General features: G+C 53.8%; 17 protein-coding genes, 1 tRNA gene and 2 pseudogenes. 3 read left to right on the top strand and 17 right to left on the bottom strand.

Going from position 1 to position 16,918, the window contains the following annotated elements; genetic code table 11:
- The 5 genes and pseudogenes from KCR01S_RS24650 to proB form a co-directional block, all read right to left on the bottom strand.
- Positions 1-159, bottom strand: a 159-nt coding sequence (locus tag KCR01S_RS24650; RefSeq protein ID WP_156478804.1) for a transposase, incomplete at its 3' end; no start/stop codon positions are given.
- 63 nt (positions 160-222) lie between these two features.
- Positions 223-300, bottom strand: a pseudogene (locus KCR01S_RS25425) (Arm DNA-binding domain-containing protein); the annotation flags it as partial.
- A gap of 187 nt (positions 301-487) precedes the next feature.
- Positions 488-563: transfer RNA gene (locus KCR01S_RS22700), tRNA-Thr, on the bottom strand.
- 113 nt (positions 564-676) lie between these two features.
- Positions 677-1,927, bottom strand: a complete 1,251-nt coding sequence (gene proA, locus KCR01S_RS22695) for a glutamate-5-semialdehyde dehydrogenase (protein ID WP_061285175.1) — start codon at positions 1,925-1,927, stop codon at positions 677-679.
- A 10-nt stretch (positions 1,928-1,937) separates the two neighbouring features.
- Positions 1,938-3,041: a glutamate 5-kinase gene (proB, locus tag KCR01S_RS22690; protein ID WP_061285174.1), complete on the bottom strand. Its 1,104-nt coding sequence runs from the start codon at positions 3,039-3,041 to the stop codon at positions 1,938-1,940.
- A 282-nt stretch (positions 3,042-3,323) separates the two neighbouring features.
- Here proB and phoE point away from each other — a divergent pair, with 282 nt between their 5' ends.
- Entirely contained in the window at positions 3,324-4,409 is a 1,086-nt protein-coding gene (phoE, locus tag KCR01S_RS22685; protein WP_061285173.1) for a phosphoporin PhoE, read from the top strand.
- An 87-nt stretch (positions 4,410-4,496) separates the two neighbouring features.
- On the opposite strand, the gene crl is transcribed toward phoE, so the two are convergent.
- The 3 genes from crl to gpt form a co-directional block, all read right to left on the bottom strand.
- Complete coding sequence (gene crl / locus KCR01S_RS22680; RefSeq protein ID WP_061285172.1) at positions 4,497-4,898, bottom strand: sigma factor-binding protein Crl; 402 nt, start codon at positions 4,896-4,898, stop codon at positions 4,497-4,499.
- A gap of 57 nt (positions 4,899-4,955) precedes the next feature.
- Positions 4,956-6,200, bottom strand: coding sequence for an esterase FrsA (gene frsA, locus KCR01S_RS22675; protein ID WP_061285171.1), 1,245 nt, complete (start codon positions 6,198-6,200; stop codon positions 4,956-4,958).
- A 106-nt stretch (positions 6,201-6,306) separates the two neighbouring features.
- On the bottom strand, positions 6,307-6,765 hold the full coding sequence (gpt, locus tag KCR01S_RS22670) for a xanthine phosphoribosyltransferase (protein ID WP_052284368.1): 459 nt from the start codon (positions 6,763-6,765) through the stop codon (positions 6,307-6,309).
- A gap of 256 nt (positions 6,766-7,021) precedes the next feature.
- Here gpt and pepD point away from each other — a divergent pair, with 256 nt between their 5' ends.
- Positions 7,022-8,479 (top strand): beta-Ala-His dipeptidase, encoded by a 1,458-nt coding sequence (gene pepD, locus KCR01S_RS22665; protein WP_061285170.1) that lies wholly within the window; start codon positions 7,022-7,024, stop codon positions 8,477-8,479.
- 49 nt (positions 8,480-8,528) lie between these two features.
- Here the strand turns inward: pepD and KCR01S_RS22660 are convergent, their stop codons facing one another.
- The 9 genes from KCR01S_RS22660 to KCR01S_RS22620 form a co-directional block, all read right to left on the bottom strand.
- Positions 8,529-8,972, bottom strand: coding sequence for a GNAT family N-acetyltransferase (locus tag KCR01S_RS22660; protein ID WP_061285169.1), 444 nt, complete (start codon positions 8,970-8,972; stop codon positions 8,529-8,531).
- Positions 8,973-8,974: 2 nt separating this feature from the next.
- The gene (dinB, locus tag KCR01S_RS22655) at positions 8,975-10,030 is read right to left on the bottom strand and encodes a DNA polymerase IV (RefSeq protein ID WP_061285168.1); all 1,056 of its coding nucleotides are present in this window, start codon (positions 10,028-10,030) and stop codon (positions 8,975-8,977) included.
- 96 nt (positions 10,031-10,126) lie between these two features.
- On the bottom strand, positions 10,127-10,342 hold the full coding sequence (gene nqrM / locus KCR01S_RS22650; RefSeq protein WP_061285177.1) for a (Na+)-NQR maturation NqrM: 216 nt from the start codon (positions 10,340-10,342) through the stop codon (positions 10,127-10,129).
- A 2-nt stretch (positions 10,343-10,344) separates the two neighbouring features.
- Positions 10,345-11,568: an NADH:ubiquinone reductase (Na(+)-transporting) subunit F gene (gene nqrF, locus KCR01S_RS22645; RefSeq protein ID WP_061285167.1), complete on the bottom strand. Its 1,224-nt coding sequence runs from the start codon at positions 11,566-11,568 to the stop codon at positions 10,345-10,347.
- A gap of 12 nt (positions 11,569-11,580) precedes the next feature.
- Positions 11,581-12,177: an NADH:ubiquinone reductase (Na(+)-transporting) subunit E gene (nqrE, locus tag KCR01S_RS22640; protein ID WP_052284364.1), complete on the bottom strand. Its 597-nt coding sequence runs from the start codon at positions 12,175-12,177 to the stop codon at positions 11,581-11,583.
- A 6-nt stretch (positions 12,178-12,183) separates the two neighbouring features.
- Complete coding sequence (locus KCR01S_RS22635) at positions 12,184-12,822, bottom strand: NADH:ubiquinone reductase (Na(+)-transporting) subunit D (RefSeq protein WP_061285166.1); 639 nt, start codon at positions 12,820-12,822, stop codon at positions 12,184-12,186.
- Positions 12,815-13,609, bottom strand: a complete 795-nt coding sequence (locus KCR01S_RS22630; protein WP_061285165.1) for a Na(+)-translocating NADH-quinone reductase subunit C — start codon at positions 13,607-13,609, stop codon at positions 12,815-12,817. Before KCR01S_RS22630 ends, KCR01S_RS22635 begins: the two co-directional genes overlap by 8 nt.
- Positions 13,602-14,840, bottom strand: coding sequence for an NADH:ubiquinone reductase (Na(+)-transporting) subunit B (locus tag KCR01S_RS22625; protein ID WP_061285176.1), 1,239 nt, complete (start codon positions 14,838-14,840; stop codon positions 13,602-13,604). The genes KCR01S_RS22630 and KCR01S_RS22625 overlap by 8 nt, the downstream gene beginning before the upstream one ends.
- A 3-nt stretch (positions 14,841-14,843) precedes the next feature.
- Positions 14,844-16,187 (bottom strand): Na(+)-translocating NADH-quinone reductase subunit A, encoded by a 1,344-nt coding sequence (locus KCR01S_RS22620; RefSeq protein WP_061285164.1) that lies wholly within the window; start codon positions 16,185-16,187, stop codon positions 14,844-14,846.
- A gap of 549 nt (positions 16,188-16,736) precedes the next feature.
- Between KCR01S_RS22620 and KCR01S_RS22615 the strand changes: the two are divergent.
- Positions 16,737-16,918: pseudogene (locus KCR01S_RS22615) on the top strand (peptidoglycan meso-diaminopimelic acid protein amidase); the annotation flags it as partial.

Here is a 16,918-nt window from a genome sequence, read left to right as displayed (position 1 = left end):
ATTAGTGGATGAGTCCGGACCGTACTTCTTTATCCAGGCGTAAAGGCTGTGAGTGGTGATATCGAGACGTGTTGCAACGCTGGAAACAGAATGACCGCGATCAATAACCTGTTTGACTGCTTCAATTTTAAACTCTTCGGGATAACGTTTACCGCTCATGGGCACCTCTCTTTAAGTCATCTTAAATGACTCCGAGGTGTCTGTTAAACCCGTGGCAATTCAATTAGGTTTAATCAGGAGATACAAACCACCACCATCAGCCAGCTTGTAAGGCTTATCTTTAGGTTTGGCGGTGTCCACCTACCGGGCGTTTAGTTTCACTTGGGGGTACCTCCTCTAGACCGAACAGCAAATACCCCCATAAGTACCCCCAAACGACCGTAGATTTCAGGGAACTTTAGTAGACGTAGAAATACTAAAAGGGGCTGCAAGTCGCAGAGTATAAGAGGTTTCAGTGAACTTTAGTAGACTTGGGGAGACGTTAGAATGGTGCCGATAAGAGGAGTCGAACCTCCGACCTTCGCATTACGAATGCGCTGCTCTACCAACTGAGCTATATCGGCCCTGCAAGAGGTGTTCACGGACGTGAATCACGGGACAAAAGGTTAAGACTTACCGGGCGATGCGTCAATAGTCAGGTTAATCAACTGCCTATTTTTGCATCGCCCGCTATCAATTACGCACGAATGGTATCGTCGCCGAAGCCAATCCACTTGTAGGTGGTCAGTGCTTCCAGCCCCATCGGGCCGCGTGCGTGCAATTTCTGCGTGCTGACCGCGACTTCCGCACCGAGGCCAAACTGGCCGCCGTCGGTGAATCGGGTCGATGCGTTGACGTACACCGCTGAGGAGTCCACTTCGTTGATGAAGCGGTTGGCGTTGCTCAGGGTGCGAGTCAGGATGGCGTCAGAGTGCTGCGTACCGTGCGTGCGGATATGAGCAATAGCAGCGTCCATATCGGCCACAATAACCACGTTAAGATCCAGCGACAGGAACTCGTTATCCAGCTCTTCAGGCTTCAGAGCCACCAGCTTCGCCGGGCCTTTCAGCTCGCGCATTACCGTTTCATCGCCATGCAGCGTCACCCCGCTTTCCGCCATCTGCTGGCTTAATGCCGGCAGGAAACGTTCAGCAATAGCCTGATTCACCAACAGCGTTTCGACGGTGTTGCAGGTGCTTGGACGCTGGGTTTTTGCGTTCACAATAATCTTCAGCGCCGGTTCAATCTCAGCGGAATCATCAACGTAAATATGGCAAACGCCGATACCGCCAGTGATCACCGGGATCGTCGACTGCTCGCGGCACAGCTTGTGCAGGCCCGCGCCGCCGCGAGGGATCAGCATGTCGATGTATTTGTCCATGCGCAGCATTTCGCTAACCAGCGCACGATCCGGGTTCTCAATAGCTTGCACCGCAGCTTCCGGTAGACCGCACTCTTTTAACGCACGTTGAATAACACCAACCGTAGCGGCGTTGGTGCGATAAGTCTCTTTTCCTCCGCGCAGGATCGCGGCGTTACCGGTTTTTAGGCACAGCGCAGCGACGTCGACGGTCACGTTCGGACGCGCTTCGTAAATCACACCGATGACACCCAGCGGTACGCGACGACGTTCAATACGCAGGCCGCTATCCAGCAACCCGCCGTCAATCACCTGCCCTACCGGATCGGCCAGCGTACAGACCTGACGGACGTCATTGGCGATCGCCGTCAGACGTGCCGGGGTCAGCGCCAGGCGATCGAGCATCGCTTCACTCAGGCCGCCTTCGCGCGCCTGAGTCAGATCCTCGGCGTTGGCTCGCAGGATCTCATCGCTGTGAGATTCCAGATAATCAGCAATAGTTTCCAGAACCCGGTTTTTTTCACGGCTGGATAACAGCGCCAGTTTGTAAGAGGCCTGCTTTGCCGCAATGCCCATTTGTTCCAGCATGTTGAACTCCTTATCGGGTGATCATGTCGTCGCGATGAACGGCAACGGGGCCGTACTCATAGCCGAGGATGGCGTCAATCTCTTGCGAGTGGTGCCCGGCAATCAAACGCAGTGCGTCGCTGTTATAGCGGCTCACGCCGTGCGCGATGTCCCGACCTTCAAGGTTACGAATACGGATCACTTCACCACGGGAGAAGTTACCTGTCACGTTTTTAATGCCTTTTGGAAGTAATGAACTTCCACGTTCCAGAATCGCCCCCGTCGCGCCGGCATCGACAATCAGCTCACCCGCCGGTGGCGCACCGAAGATCCAGCGTTTACGGTTCTCGAGCGGCGTGTCCTGAGCGTGGAAGCGAGTCCCGACGGAGATATTCGCCATGACATCACCAATCACACCAGGCAAGCTGCCTGCGGCAATGATGGTGTCAATACCTGCCCGACAGGCCACGTCGGCGGCCTGCAGTTTGGTGCCCATACCGCCGGTGCCAAGGCCGGAGACGCTGTCACCCGCCACGGCTCGCAGCTGATCATCAATCCCGTAAACATCTTTAATCAGCTCCGCATCCGGATTGCTACGCGGATCGGCAGTGAACAAGCCCTGCTGGTCGGTTAGCAGCAGCAGCTTATCGGCACCGGCCAGAATCGCCGCCAGCGCAGACAGGTTATCGTTGTCGCCCACCTTAATTTCGGCGGTTGCCACCGCATCGTTCTCATTAATCACCGGAACAATGTTGTTATCAAGCAGCGCGCGCATGGTATCGCGGGCGTTGAGGAAACGTTCGCGGTCTTCCATGTCAGCACGGGTCAGCAGCATTTGCCCAACGTGAATACCGTAAATGGAGAACAGCTGTTCCCAAAGCTGAATTAAGCGGCTTTGCCCAACGGCGGCCAGCAGCTGTTTAGAAGCGATAGTCGCGGGCAGTTCGGGGTATCCCAGATGCTCTCGCCCGGCGGCGATGGCGCCTGAGGTGACGATAACAATACGATGCCCAGCCGCATGGAGCTGAGCACACTGGCGAACCAGTTCCACAATGTGCGCGCGGTTCAGGCGGCGCGATCCGCCCGTTAAAACACTGGTGCCCAGTTTGACGACCAGCGTCTGACTATCACTCATGATTCTCTGCCGTTAAATAGGAAAAATGATACCAAACTCACGTTGTAGCAGGAGTCAGGCCGCTTGCCAACTGCCAGCATTGAAAGCGAGGTTTTTGTTGCGCGGGATCAGGCAGCCTAGAGGGGATTGTTGACATTTTTATGACAGAAAAAATTAATCATACTTTTTTATAGTTAAGCGAACATTGTCATAAATTTTTAACACGTGGGGGATAAAAACGTTCCTGTTTTTTCACAGTGGTCTTTCACAGCAATTTTAAAAGATAAAAACCGGGATTAAGAAATGCAAAAAACAACGCTGGCATTAACGATGATGGGTATTATTGCGTCCTCTTCAGCAATGGCTGCTGAAGTTTATAATAAAGACGGTAATAAACTGGACGTTTACGGCAAAGTCAAAGCCATGCATTACATGAGCGATGATTCCAGCTCCGATGGCGACAAAACATACGTTCGTTTTGGTTTCAAAGGTGAAACTCAAATTAACGATCAGTTGACCGGCTATGGTCGTTGGGAATCTGAATTCTCCGGTAATAACGATGAAAGCACCTCTACGCAAAAAACGCGTCTGGCGTTTGCCGGTCTGAAAGTAAAACAGTTCGGTTCTTTTGATTACGGTCGTAACCTCGGCGCACTGTACGATGTTGAAGCCTGGACCGATATGTTCCCGGAATTTGGCGGTGACTCTACCGGTAAAACCGATAACTTCATGACCAAACGCTCCAGCGGCCTGGCAACCTACCGTAACTCTGACTTCTTTGGCGTGATTGATGGTCTGGATTTAACCCTGCAATATCAGGGTAAAAATGACCGTAGCACCTATGCTACCGCCAACGGCGACGGTTTCGGCTCAGCGTTGACCTATGATTTCGGTGGCAGCGATTTCGCGATTAGCGCAGCGTACACCAACTCTGACCGTACCAACGTTCAGCAGGCTAAATCTCTGGCTCAGGGCGGGAAGAACGCCGAGTCCTGGGGTACCGGTGTGAAATATGATGCCAACAACATTTACCTGGCGATGATTTATACCGAAACCCGCAATATGACCCCAATTAAAGGTCTGGTTTCCGCGGATCAAGGCTTTGCCAATAAAGCACAGAACTTCGAAGCCGTTGCTCAATATCAGTTCGATTTCGGCCTGCGTCCATCTCTGGGTTACGTGCAGATGAAAGGCAAGGATCTGGACAACGGAATTGGCGATCAGGATCTGATGAAATATGTTGATGTCGGCGCGACCTACTATTTCAACAAAAATATGTCGGCGTTTGTTGATTATAAAATCAACCTGATTGATGAAGATGCGGTGACCAAACGTCTGGCGATTATGACTGACGACGTCGTCGCCGTTGGTATGACCTACCAATTCTAAGTGAGTGATAAAAAAGCCTTCCAGATGGAAGGCTTTTTTTATGGCTAAATAAAAAGGCCAGCGCACAGGTTGGCCGTTTTATATTGTTTATGCCGTACGCTTGACCGCTTCGTTCGCAAATCCTTCAGCCGGTTCAAGCGCCAGATCCAGCGTCTTGAGCAACTCTTTTGCCCGGTCATGGAAACCACGCAACGTTAACTGCAGACGTTCAACCACCTCGGGATCTTTTATCGCCACCGCCTGCCATACCCCATCTTTATCAAACAGGCCGAACTGGTAACTGTAAGTGAAGCGCTTTTCCTGTGCTTCCATTTCCATCCACCAGCCCCAGAACTCACGCTTCTCTGGCGCGGGCTTTACGTTAACGCAAACGGCCAGACAGTCGAAAAAAAACCGATTGTCTTCACACTGTTCTTCGCGAATATAGGGGCCAAGCGCAGCGAACTTCTTAATCAATCTACTCTTAGGGTGTCCACTCGGTAACGTCATTGCGATCTCCTTTAGTGATGCAACTGTTTTACCAAATCAATAGAATTTATCAATCTATTAACAAAATCTATTGTTGATCCACCCGGCAATTTCTTTCAGCGCCTTGTCAAAGTTGCGATACACCGGGTTAAACGGGATCGACATCAGTTTCCCCTGCGCAGATGACGAGACGATTAAACGCGACTCTTCTTCCGGGCTGAACGGATCGTTATCCCAGAATCCAGACAGCATTGGCGTTGGGCAGCGGCGGCCCAGCAGCCCCTGGGTTTTCAGGGAGTAGCGGTTGAGCTCAACGCGCAGCGCTTCATCGGAAGCATCGTGCATGCCTAGACGGGAAGCCAGCACGTCGAGATACATCTCAGGCACGCGTCCCTGCTGCAGTGGATCGTTGAGCAGGCAATGTACCACCGGCCCCAGACAGGCGACGGCTTTCAGATTCTGCGCTTCCAGATAGGCCAGACGTACCGCGATATTGGCACCAAAGCGGAAACCAAAGGCTGCCACGCGAGTATGGTCAACCCACGGAATGTTCGGCAGCGCGCGGATCACGTGTTGGTGCAACATGCTGGAATCCTGAGTCAGCTTCCATTTCGACGAGAAGCCAATAGAGGGCATATCCACCGTCAGCATCGCAATCCCCAGCGGGGCAAAATAGTACTCATACAGGCTGTAATAATCGGTTTGCAGGCCATCAAGACCACCACACATCAGCACCGTTGGGAACGGGCCGTCGCCTTTTGGCATATGCAGGAAGCCGGTAATCGGTGAACCGCCCGGAATCGCAAACTCCAGCTCGCGCATCTCGCCGGGTAAACGCTTCGCAGCCTCTTCATAGGCACGGTTCGCCAATGCCTGCGCCTGCTCGGCGAGGTCATCTCCCTTCAGATGCGGGTAGGCAGCAATGCTGTAGAGATTCGAAGCATGCAGCCAATGACGGCCACTGAGCGTTTCATCTGCTTCCTGAGTGGCTTTCTGCTGCCATAGCATAGCCTGGGTCGACCATTCGTAGATCCAGTTGCCGCCACGGTAGCCGACAACGGTATCAAACAGCTCATCGTCAGTGCGTTCGGCCTTGCTCATCACGATACGCGCCTGAACGTCGAGAATTTCCTGCGGCGTGACCCCACGCCAAATCCACATCAGGCGGTTAATCATGCGGTACCAGTGCGGGATGTTGCTTCCGCTCAGCGCCGACTGCATGCTGTCGGTCTTGCCGGTATTGAAGCGGCGCACCAGCGTTGATGTTTCCGGGTGTTTAAAGCGCGGTTTGAATAGCGTTTCGCTGAGATTGGCTTCTGGCATCACAAAACCTCCATAGAGACGAACTTAGGCCTATTGTAACGCGTGGGACGTTAAAAAAAACAACGCCCGGCAGAACCGGGCGTTGGAAGCGCATTTATTGAATGAATTAGCGACCAGAGATAGGCGGTACAAATACCACGCCCATATCCCAAGGCTGTTCAATCCAGGTATCCTGAGGGATATCAACAACATAATCGTTAACCAGCGGACGACCGGCCGGTTTAGCGAAGATGGTGACGAAATGTGCTTTCGGGTACATTTCACGAATAGCAACCGCGGTGCCGCCGGTGTCTACCAGATCGTCAATAACGATAAAGCCTTCGCCATCGCCTTCAGCGCGTTTGAGAACTTTCAGTTCACGCTGGTTGTCGTGGTCATAGCTGGAGATGCATACGGTGTCGACATGACGAATGCCCAGTTCACGTGCCAGCAGTGCGCCCGGTACCAGACCACCACGGCTAACGGCAATAATGCCTTTCCATTGTTCTGAAGGCATCAGGCGTGCAGCCAGTTTGCGCGCGTGAATCTGCAACATGTCCCAGGTGACGACGTATTTTTCGCTCATGTGAAGTGTCCCAGCCTGTGTTATACGGCTTAAAAAGTGTTCAAGGGGGAAATGGGTTGCGCGAGATTATAGAGATCTGACGCACTAAAAACCAGTGTTAAGCGGAATAGCGGGCTCTTTTTACGTGGTTTCTTCTACCGGGAGGGAGAGAAAGTGGTATTCTCAACCCCATCGCGCAAGCCAGTCTTGTGGTATATGTATGTGCTAACCCTTTACCTGCAAGTGACTTTTGCAGAACGCCGTAAGGAGACTCATCGTGTCTGAACTGTCTCAATTATCCCCGCAGCCGCTGTGGGATATTTTTGCCAAAATCTGTTCCATTCCGCACCCTTCCCATCATGAAGAGCAGCTCGCTGCCCATATCGTGGGCTGGGCGAAAGAAAAAGGTCTGCACGCGGAACGCGACCAGGTTGGCAACATTCTGATTCGTAAAGCCGCAACGCCGGGCATGGAAAACCGCAAAGCGGTTGTTCTGCAGGCTCACCTTGATATGGTGCCGCAGAAAAACAATGACACCGTGCACGACTTTGCCAAAGACCCAATTCAGCCGTACATCGACGGCGAGTGGGTTAAAGCGCGCGGCACAACGCTGGGCGCGGATAACGGTATCGGTATGGCGTCCGCGCTGGCGGTCCTGTCCGATGATTCCGTTGAACACGGCCCGCTGGAAGTGCTGCTGACCATGACCGAAGAGACCGGTATGGACGGCGCATTTGGCCTTCAGCCTAACTGGCTGCAGGGCGAAATTCTGATCAACACCGACTCTGAAGAAGAGGGTGAAATCTACATGGGCTGTGCGGGCGGTATCGACTTTACCAGCACCCTGCCGCTGACCCGTGAAGCGATTCCGGCTGGCTTCCAGACCTTCAAGCTGACGCTGAAAGGCCTGAAAGGCGGTCACTCCGGCGGTGATATTCACCTCGGTCTGGGAAATGCTAACAAGCTGCTGGCCCGCTTCCTGGTCGCTCACGCGGCGGAACTGGATCTGCGTCTGGTTGACTTCACCGGCGGTACCCTGCGTAACGCAATCCCACGTGAAGCCTTCGCAACGCTGGCAATTCCTGGCGATAAAGTCAGCGCCCTGAAAGATCTGGTTGAGACCTACCTGCACATTCTGCAAAACGAACTGTCAGCGAAAGAGAAAAACCTGACCCTGGTGCTGGAAGCGCAGACTGTTGAAGGTAAGGCGCTGAGCAGCGCTTCCCGCGATGCGTTCGTGCAACTGCTGAACGCAACCCCGAACGGCGTTATCCGTAATTCTGACGTGGCCAAAGGCGTCGTAGAGACCTCTCTGAACGTCGGTGTGGTCTCCTTCACTGAAGATTCCGCGATTATCCACTGCCTGATTCGTTCCCTGCTCGATAGCGGCAAAGATTACGTTGTCAGCATGCTGGAATCACTCGGCGCGCTGGCGGGTGCAAAAACGCAGCCAAAAGGCGGTTATCCAGGCTGGCAGCCGGATGCAAGCTCTCCGGTGATGCAGTTGGTGCGTGAAACCTATCAGCGCCTGTTCAACAAGGTGCCGAACATTCAGATTATCCACGCAGGTCTGGAATGTGGTCTGTTCAAGAAACCGTATCCAAACATGGATATGGTTTCTATTGGGCCAACCATTACCGGCCCACACTCACCGGATGAGCAGGTTCATATCGAAAGCGTTGGCCAGTATTGGCAGCTGCTGACGGAACTGCTGAAAGCGATTCCGGCGAAATAAGTTTTGCCCTTCCCGGCGGGTTTAGGCTCGCCGGGAGTCTCTCCTCCCGCTATCTCACCTTCTCCATCCGGTAATTCACAAAATACTCCCCGCGGGCTTCAACCTCTTGCTGCGCCGTCACCTGAAACCCCTGCCGTTCAAAGCACGCTTTCGCCGTGAGGCTCGCTTCCGCCGTTAACGTTCCCGCTGGAATCTGTGTACACAATTCGCGAAGCAAAGCGCTGGCAATCCCCTGGCGCGAATACGCGGGATCCACAAAAAGCAGATCGATATAGGTGCCGACAGCGGTAACAAAACCGACTGGGCGATTGCCGGCCGTTGCCACTAGCACTAAAGAATCGGCCATCTTTTGCCGCCAGAGCGTTTCATCCACCTGCGCCCAGGCAGCAATCTGCGAGGCAGAATAGTGTTGGCTGGCAGTTTCACGCACCGCGCGCTGGAAAATCTGGCACAGGGCGGAAAAATCAGTTTCATGGTACGGACGAATAAGCATGGCTAAATCCCTAAAAGTAGCTGTCGTTCCAGCTGAGGATCGAGCAGCGTAACATGCAGACCAACAAGGCGCACGCCGCGCCCTGCCCGCCGTTCATGCCACGATTTTTGCGCCGTAGCGATGAGATCATCTTTGTTCAGCTTTGGCCAGACATGTTCCTGGGTGGTGAGCTGGAAGTCATTAAATTTAAGCTTCACGCCCTGGCGCGCAATCAACAAGTCCGCTTTGACCTTCGCCAGCCGGCGCTCCAGCTCGGGGTAGAGCCTTTCGATAATCGCTTCACAGTCAGACCACTCATGAATATCTTCTTCCAGCGTCCGTTCTACGCCGATTGATTTACGCTGCCTGTCGTTGTGGATCTCGCGTTCATCGATCCCTTGGCTGCGTTCCCACAGGATCCGGCCAAACTTGCCAAAGCGTTTTAACAGCATGGCCAGATCGCTTTTCTGCACATCTTCACAGGTGCGCAGCCCCATGCTTTCGAGCTTCGCCGCCGACACTTTGCCCACGCCGGGGATTTTGCTTAGCGGCAGCGTTTTTAGAAATGCCGGAACTTCAGCCGGGGTCAACACAAATTGGCCATTCGGTTTGTTGAGATCGGAGGCGATTTTGGCGAGAAACTTCACCGGTGCAACGCCGGCTGAGGCGGTGAGCGCCAGTTCATTAAAAATAGTCTGGCGGATCTCCTGGGCCATCAGCGTCGCCGAACCATGGCAGTGCGTGCTGTCGCTCACGTCAAGATAGGCCTCATCCAGCGACAGCGGTTCGATTAGCGAAGTATAGCGCGAGAAAATTTCGCGGATATGGTGTGAGGCTTCACGATAAGCTTCAAAGCGCCCCGGTAATAACGTGAGGTGCGGGCAGAGCTTTAATGCCATGCCGGTAGGCATCGCGCTGCGCACGCCGAATTTGCGCGCCGGATAGTTCGCCGTGCTGATCACCCCTCGCTGTACCCGACTGCCGCCAATCGCGATAGGGATATCGCGCAGCGCTGGGTTGTCACGCATTTCAACCGCTGCGAAGAAGCAGTCCATATCGATATGGATTATTTTGCGCATCGTTAGCCCTCACTTACCACTGGATAAGTATACAGCATAACTTTAGCAAATGAGAAGAGCGCAGAATCGCCCGGCGACGCCGGGCGATGGGGAATATTACAGGATGCGGTTTTGTTGGCGCTGCGCTTCACGCGCCATGCGCTTTTTACGCGCATCGCAGGGTTCGGGACAGTCGCAGACCTTTTCCATACCCAGTGAAGAGATCCCGCCGCAGCTACCCTGCAGTGTTTTCCGCTTGACCAGATATCCCAGCGACATCCCAAATACCACCAGCACAAAAATCACGAATGTCGCCAGAAAGACCGTCAACATCATCAGCCTCCAAAGTCGTCGAGCATGATGTTTTCATCCTCTACGCCCAGGTCTTTGAGCATTTTAATCACCGCGGCGTTCATCATCGGCGGCCCACACATATAGAACTCACAGTCTTCCGGTGCCGGGTGATCGCGCAGATAGTTTTCGTACAGGACATTATGAATAAAGCCCGTATACCCCGTCCAATTATCTTCCGGCAGCGCATCAGAGAGGGCGATGTTGAAGGTAAAGTTCGGGTTTTCGCGCGCCAGTTGCTCAAACTCTTCGGCATAGAACATCTCACGCAGCGATCGCGCACCGTACCAGAAGCTAATCTTACGCGTACTGTGCAGACGCTTTAGCTGGTCGAAAATATGCGATCGCATTGGCGCCATCCCAGCCCCGCCGCCGATAAAGACCATTTCCGCGTCGGTCTCTTTGGCAAAGAACTCACCAAATGGCCCCGAGATTGTCACCTTATCACCGGCTTTCAGTGACCAAATATAGGAAGACATGATCCCCGGCGGTGCCTCAGGCGCAGACGGAGGCGGCGTAGCAATACGCACGTTGAGCATAATGATGCCCTTCTCTTCCGGGTAGTTCGCCATAGAGTAGGCGCGCAGCGTCGGCTCTTTGACGTCGGAAACGTAGCGGAAGAGGTTAAACTTGTCCCAGTCGCCACGATACTCGTCTGGTACGTCAAAGTCGGCATAGGCGACTTTATGCGGCGGACATTCAATTTGAATATAGCCGCCCGCACGGAACGGCACGTTCTCACCGGCGGGGATCGCCAGCTTCAATTCTTTAATAAAGGTCGCTTTGTTATCGTTAGAGATAACTTCGCATTCCCACTTTTTAACGCCAAAGACTTCGTCCGGCAGCTCGATTTTCATATCCTGCCGTACAGCGACCTGACAGGCCAAACGACAGCCCTCTTTCGCTTCACGCTTGGTGATATGCGAAAGCTCGGTCGGCAGAATATCACCACCGCCCTCTTTCACCGTCACCCGGCACTGACCGCAGGACCCACCGCCGCCGCAGGCGGAGGAGATAAAGATGCCGTTGCTGGACAGCGTATTCAGCAGCTTATCGCCCGCCGGGGTTTTGATCTGCTTATCCGCTTCATTGTTGATTTCGATAACCACATCGCCGGCGTTCACCAGCTTAGATTTGGCAAACAGAATCAGCAGCGACAGCACCAGTACGATCAGCGTAAACATGACTACGCCCAGTAAAATTTCCATTATTCGCGGCCCTTATAGCTGCACACCGGAAAATGACATAAAACCTAATGCCATCAATCCTGTGGTGATAAAGGTGATCCCTAAGCCACGCAGTCCCGCGGGCACATTTGAGTACTTCATCTTTTCGCGAATCCCGGCCATAGCGACAATCGCCAGCATCCAACCGATGCCGGAACCAAATCCATATACGATAGATTCGCTGAAGTTGTAATCGCGCTGGACCATAAACGAGACGCCGCCAAAGATGGCGCAGTTCACGGCAATCAGCGGCAGGAAGATACCCAGCGCGGTATACAGCGAGGGGAAGTATTTATCGAGGATCATTTCAAGGATTTGTACCAGCGCCGCAATCACCCCGATAAAGGTGATGAAGTTGAGAAAGCTGAGATCAACGCCTTCCGCCAGCGCGCCGTCACGCAGCACCAGGTTATAGACCAGGTTGTTGATCGGTACGGCCAGACCCAGCACGACGGTTACCGCAACGCCAAGACCAAAAGCGGTCGAGACTTTCTTGGATACCGCGAGGAAAGTACACATCCCCAGGAAGAACGCCAGCGCCATGTTTTCAACAAACACCGCGCGGACAAACAGGCTAATGTAATGAGCCATAATCGGTTACTCCTTTTCCTGCTGTTCCGGCTTCCAGCTACGCAGCGCCCAGATCAGCAAACCGATAATGAAAAATGCGCTTGGGGCGAGCAGGAACAGGCCATTTGGCTGATACCATCCGCCGTTTTTAACGGTTTCCAGCACGGTGATGCCGAACAGTTTTCCGCTACCGATAAGCTCACGCAGGAAACCGACAATCAGTAAAATCGCGCCGTAGCCCAGACCGTTGCCAATACCATCCATAAAGCTCGCCAGCGGCGGTGACTTCATGGCATACGCTTCCGCACGCCCCATCACAATACAGTTGGTAATAATGAGCCCAACGAACACCGACAGTTGCTTGGAGGTTTCGTAGGCAAAAGCACGTAGCAGCTGATCCACCACAATCACCAACGAGGCGATAATCGCCATCTGTACGATAATGCGCACGCTGTTGGGAATGTGATGGCGAATCATCGAGATAAACATGCTGGAGAATGCCGTCACCAAAGTAACCGCAATGGTCATCACAAACGCCGTTTCAAGCTTGGTAGTGACCGCCAGCGCCGAACAGACGCCAAGCACCTGTAGCGCAATCGGGTTGTTGGCGATAAGCGGGCCAACCAGCACGCGCTTCACCTCTTTCATATCACCCTGCTCAGCCATGATTCAGCCCTCCTTCACGCACCTGCTTCAGGAACGGGCCAAAGCCCATTTCACCCATCCAGAAATTGAAACTATGCTGCACGCCGTTGGCAGTCAGCGTTGCGCCGGACAAACCATCAACCGCGTACAGATCGCCCTGCGGTGCGGCTCCTTTCATCACTCTCAACGCCGGCTGGCCGTTATCGTCCACCACGCGTTTGCCGATAAACTGCGCACGCCAGTTAGGGTTTTCAATTTCACCGCCCAGCCCTGGGGTTTCCCCTTGGTCATAATAAGTGATGCCTTTGATGGTGCGGCCATCGGTATCCAGCGCCACAAAGGCGTACATCATTGACCACAGGCCGTTGCCGTAAACAGGGAGAACGATTTCCTGTATTTTCTGCTGCTCATCTTTGATCAGGTAGATTTCCACGACATTGCTGCGACGTTTGATACCCGCCGGATCTTCATTAGCCTCAAGGGCCACGCTTTGCTGAGGATCTTTTAACGCCATGCTCTGATTAAACTTCGCCGGATCGCTGTCCAGCATTGCGCCGCTTTTTAAATCCACCAGCCGCGGCGTCACGCGGGCGGCGTAGATTTCAGCCACTTCATCCGCTGACATGCCGTCGTGCATCAACCCTGCGACGGCGAGTATGTTGCGCTGTTTATCCAGCGCGCGCTGCTCTTGCTGTAGGGGTTTGAGCCCAACGGCAGAACCCGCCACCACGATGGAGCAGACCAGGCAAAGCACCAGCACCACCAGCAGCGTTTTGCCGATGCTATCGTTACTTTTTATCTCAGCCACGCGACTTCCTCCGCTTAATGTTGGCCTGCACCACCAGGTAATCAAACAGCGGCGCAAAGAGGTTGGCGAACAAAATCGCCAGCATCATCCCTTCTGGATAGGCCGGGTTTACGACGCGAATCAGCACGCACATCACGCCAATCAGCGCGCCGTAGCACCACTTTCCTTTATCCGTAAATGAGGCGGAAACCGGATCAGTCGCCATAAACATCATGCCGAAGGCAAAACCGCCCAGCACCAGATGCCAGTACCACGGCATGGCAAACATCGGGTTAGTATCAGATCCCACCAGGTTAAACAGAGTGGCACAAGCGATCATGCCAAGCATCACCCCAGCCACAATGCGCCAGGAGGCGACGCGGCCAAAGATAATCAGCGCCCCACCGAGCAGAATCATCAGAGTAGAGACTTCACCAATCGAGCCGGGGATGTTGCCGATGAAGGCATCCATCCAACTGACCGGTTGACCGGTTACCACGTTCACCAGCGACTCACCGCCGTGGCTGGCCCACTGAGATAGCGGTGTGGCGCCGGAGAAGCCATCGGCCGCGGTCCATACCAGGTCACCCGAGATTTGTGCCGGATAGGCAAAGAACAGGAACGCACGCCCCGCCAGCGCCGGGTTCAAGAAGTTGCGCCCTGTGCCACCGAAAATCTCTTTCGCAATCACCACGCCGAAGGAGATACCCAACGCCGCCTGCCACAACGGCATCGTCGGCGGGACAATCAGCGCGAAGAGAATCGAAGTGACAAAGAAACCTTCGTTAATCTCATGTTTACGAACAATAGAGAACAGAACTTCCCAAAAACCACCAACCAGAAACACGGTCGCGTAAATAGGCACGAAGAACACCGCGCCCAGCATCATCATGCTGATCCAACCGGCATCGGGGGCGAAGCTGACGCCCAGCGCCTGCGCTACGTTGTAGTGCCAATTGCTGGCAATGACCTGCTGCAGTTGTTCCGCACCGTACAGTTTGTGCAGCGCGGGAAGGGTTTGTAGCCCCACGTTGTACATCCCCCAGAACATCGCGGGGAACACGGCGAACCAAACGAGGATCATCATACGCTTAAGGTCGATAGCGTCACGGACGTGCGCCGCACCTTTGGTGACATGGCCCGGTGTATAAAGCAACGTCGCCGTCGCTTCAAACAGCGGGTAATATTTTTCCAGCTTGCCGCCCTGCGTGAAGTGCGGCTCAACTTTTTCCAGTAGCTGTTTTAAGCCCATCACTTAGCCTTCCTGCTCAATTTGCGTTAATACGCGGCGCAACACCGGACCGTATTCGTATTTTCCTGGACAGACATAGGTGCACAGCGCCAAATCTTCTTCGTCCAGCTCCAGACACCCCAGCGCCTGAGCGCTGTCGGTGTCACCCGCCAGCAGGTCGCGCAGTAGCACGGTTGGCAAAATATCCAGCGGCATGACGCGCTCATAGCTGCCAATAGGCACCATGGCGCGCTCGCCGCCGTGGGTATCCGTCGAGAAATTAAAAAGCTTGTGCTTGAGGAAGTGGCCCAGCGTGGTACGCGTAATGGAGAACTTATCCCGGCCCGGCGCAACCCAACCAAGCAGCTCTTTTTCACGCCCTTCTTTCAGCACGCTGACCTGCAAGTGGAAGCGTCCGAGGAACGCATGCGGCCCAGTGGCCTGAGTGCCGTTCAGCACGGAGCCGGAAAGGACGCGGTTTTCACCCGCAACCAGCTCATCCACCAGCAGCGCGTTAAGATCCGCGCCCAGGCGGGTGCGCACCAGACGAGGATGTTTCACCTGCGGGCCACCGAGCGCAATTACCCGCTCCGTCCATAGCACACCGTCGAGGAACAGTTTGCCAATGGCGATAACGTCCTGGTAGTTAAGGTGCCAAACCTGCTTATTCAGGCTGACCGGCTCGAGGAAGTGAATATGCGTGCCGACTAATCCCGCCGGATGCGGGCCGGTGAATTGGTTAAACGTCACCTGTCCCTGCGGGTGACCACCCAGCTTGCCGCCGCTGCGCTGGCAGACGTGGACTTTACCGTCGGTCAGGCGCGTCAGCAGGGTTAAACCGGCATTAAAGGCTTCGCGCTGAGCAAGGATAATCGGCTGCGGATCGGCGGCCAGAGGATTGGTATCCATTGCGGTGACGAAGATGGCCACCGGCTCTGTCCCCGGCGTAGGCGTTTTACTGAAAGGACGGGTACGCATCGCCGTCCAGAGGCCAGACTCAATCAGCTGTGAGGCCACCGTGTCGCGCGGCAACGTTGCCAGTTCATCGGCGGCATAGCGGGTGAACGCCACGGATTCATCGCCGTCGATATCAATCACCACCGACTGCAATACTCGTCGCTCGCCGCGGTGTATTGCTCTTACCGTGCCACAGGCCGGGGAAGTAAAACGGACGCCGGGAATTTTTTTATCTTCAAAAAGCAGTTGCCCTTTAATGACCCGGTCGCCTTCTTTTACCGCCATGGAAGGGCGCAACCCCACATATTCTTCGCCAACGATCGCCACACGGCTGACCGTGACGTCATCAATACGTTGCTGATCGGGCAGGCCAGCAATAGGCAAATCGAGGCCTTTGGTTATTTTAATCATACTGTTCGCAGGTATCCGTTAACGACGACGTCAACAAAGCGTTGAGGTCAGCGTTTTGGTTAACGAGACAAAAGAAAGGAATTACACCGGAAACCCAATGGCATCCCCTAATTGGGTGAAACGAGGGACTGAAGCATCCTTTCTTACACTGTATTTGAGAATTACTCCGCTATTCATCCGCGCATTCCATTTCCTGGGCGAATGATTACGTAACTAAAGTTTACCATTTTCTCCTTCCGCGATGCAGCAGTTCCGCTTTTCAGCCCGCTAAATTGCGAGCCAATGCGCAAAGTTCTATTGATTCAGACAAAGATAGCTAGTGAATCATCAGCTTATCCTACACTCTTTATTGCGAGAGCGAATGAGCCACCATGCAGCACAACGCACCGGGTTCTGGTGGGAATGCAATAGGAAATTGTAAACGCCAAACGCCCCTCTTGCGAAAAAATGCGGTGGTGCTAAGGTGAGCGCACAAAAACAGATTTATCTGCTTTTTCTCTCTATGGCCTCTCCTGGCGTGTTGTTATTTTTTATCAAGGAACATGTAGTATGCGCAAAATCGCATTATTTATTGCGATGCTTTTAATGCCGTGCGTTTCGTTTGCTGGGCTCCTGAGCAGCAACAGTCCGACGACGCCCGTTAGCAAAGAATATAAGCAGCAAATGATGGGCTCCCCGGTTTATATCCAGATCTTCAAAGAAGAGCGCACGCTCGATCTTTTCGTCAAAAT

This window comes from Kluyvera cryocrescens NBRC 102467 (assembly GCF_001571285.1).
Taxonomy (GTDB): domain Bacteria; phylum Pseudomonadota; class Gammaproteobacteria; order Enterobacterales; family Enterobacteriaceae; genus Kluyvera; species Kluyvera cryocrescens.
Note: the sequence above shows the minus strand (reverse complement) of the source record. Positions and strands in the feature narration are given on the sequence as shown.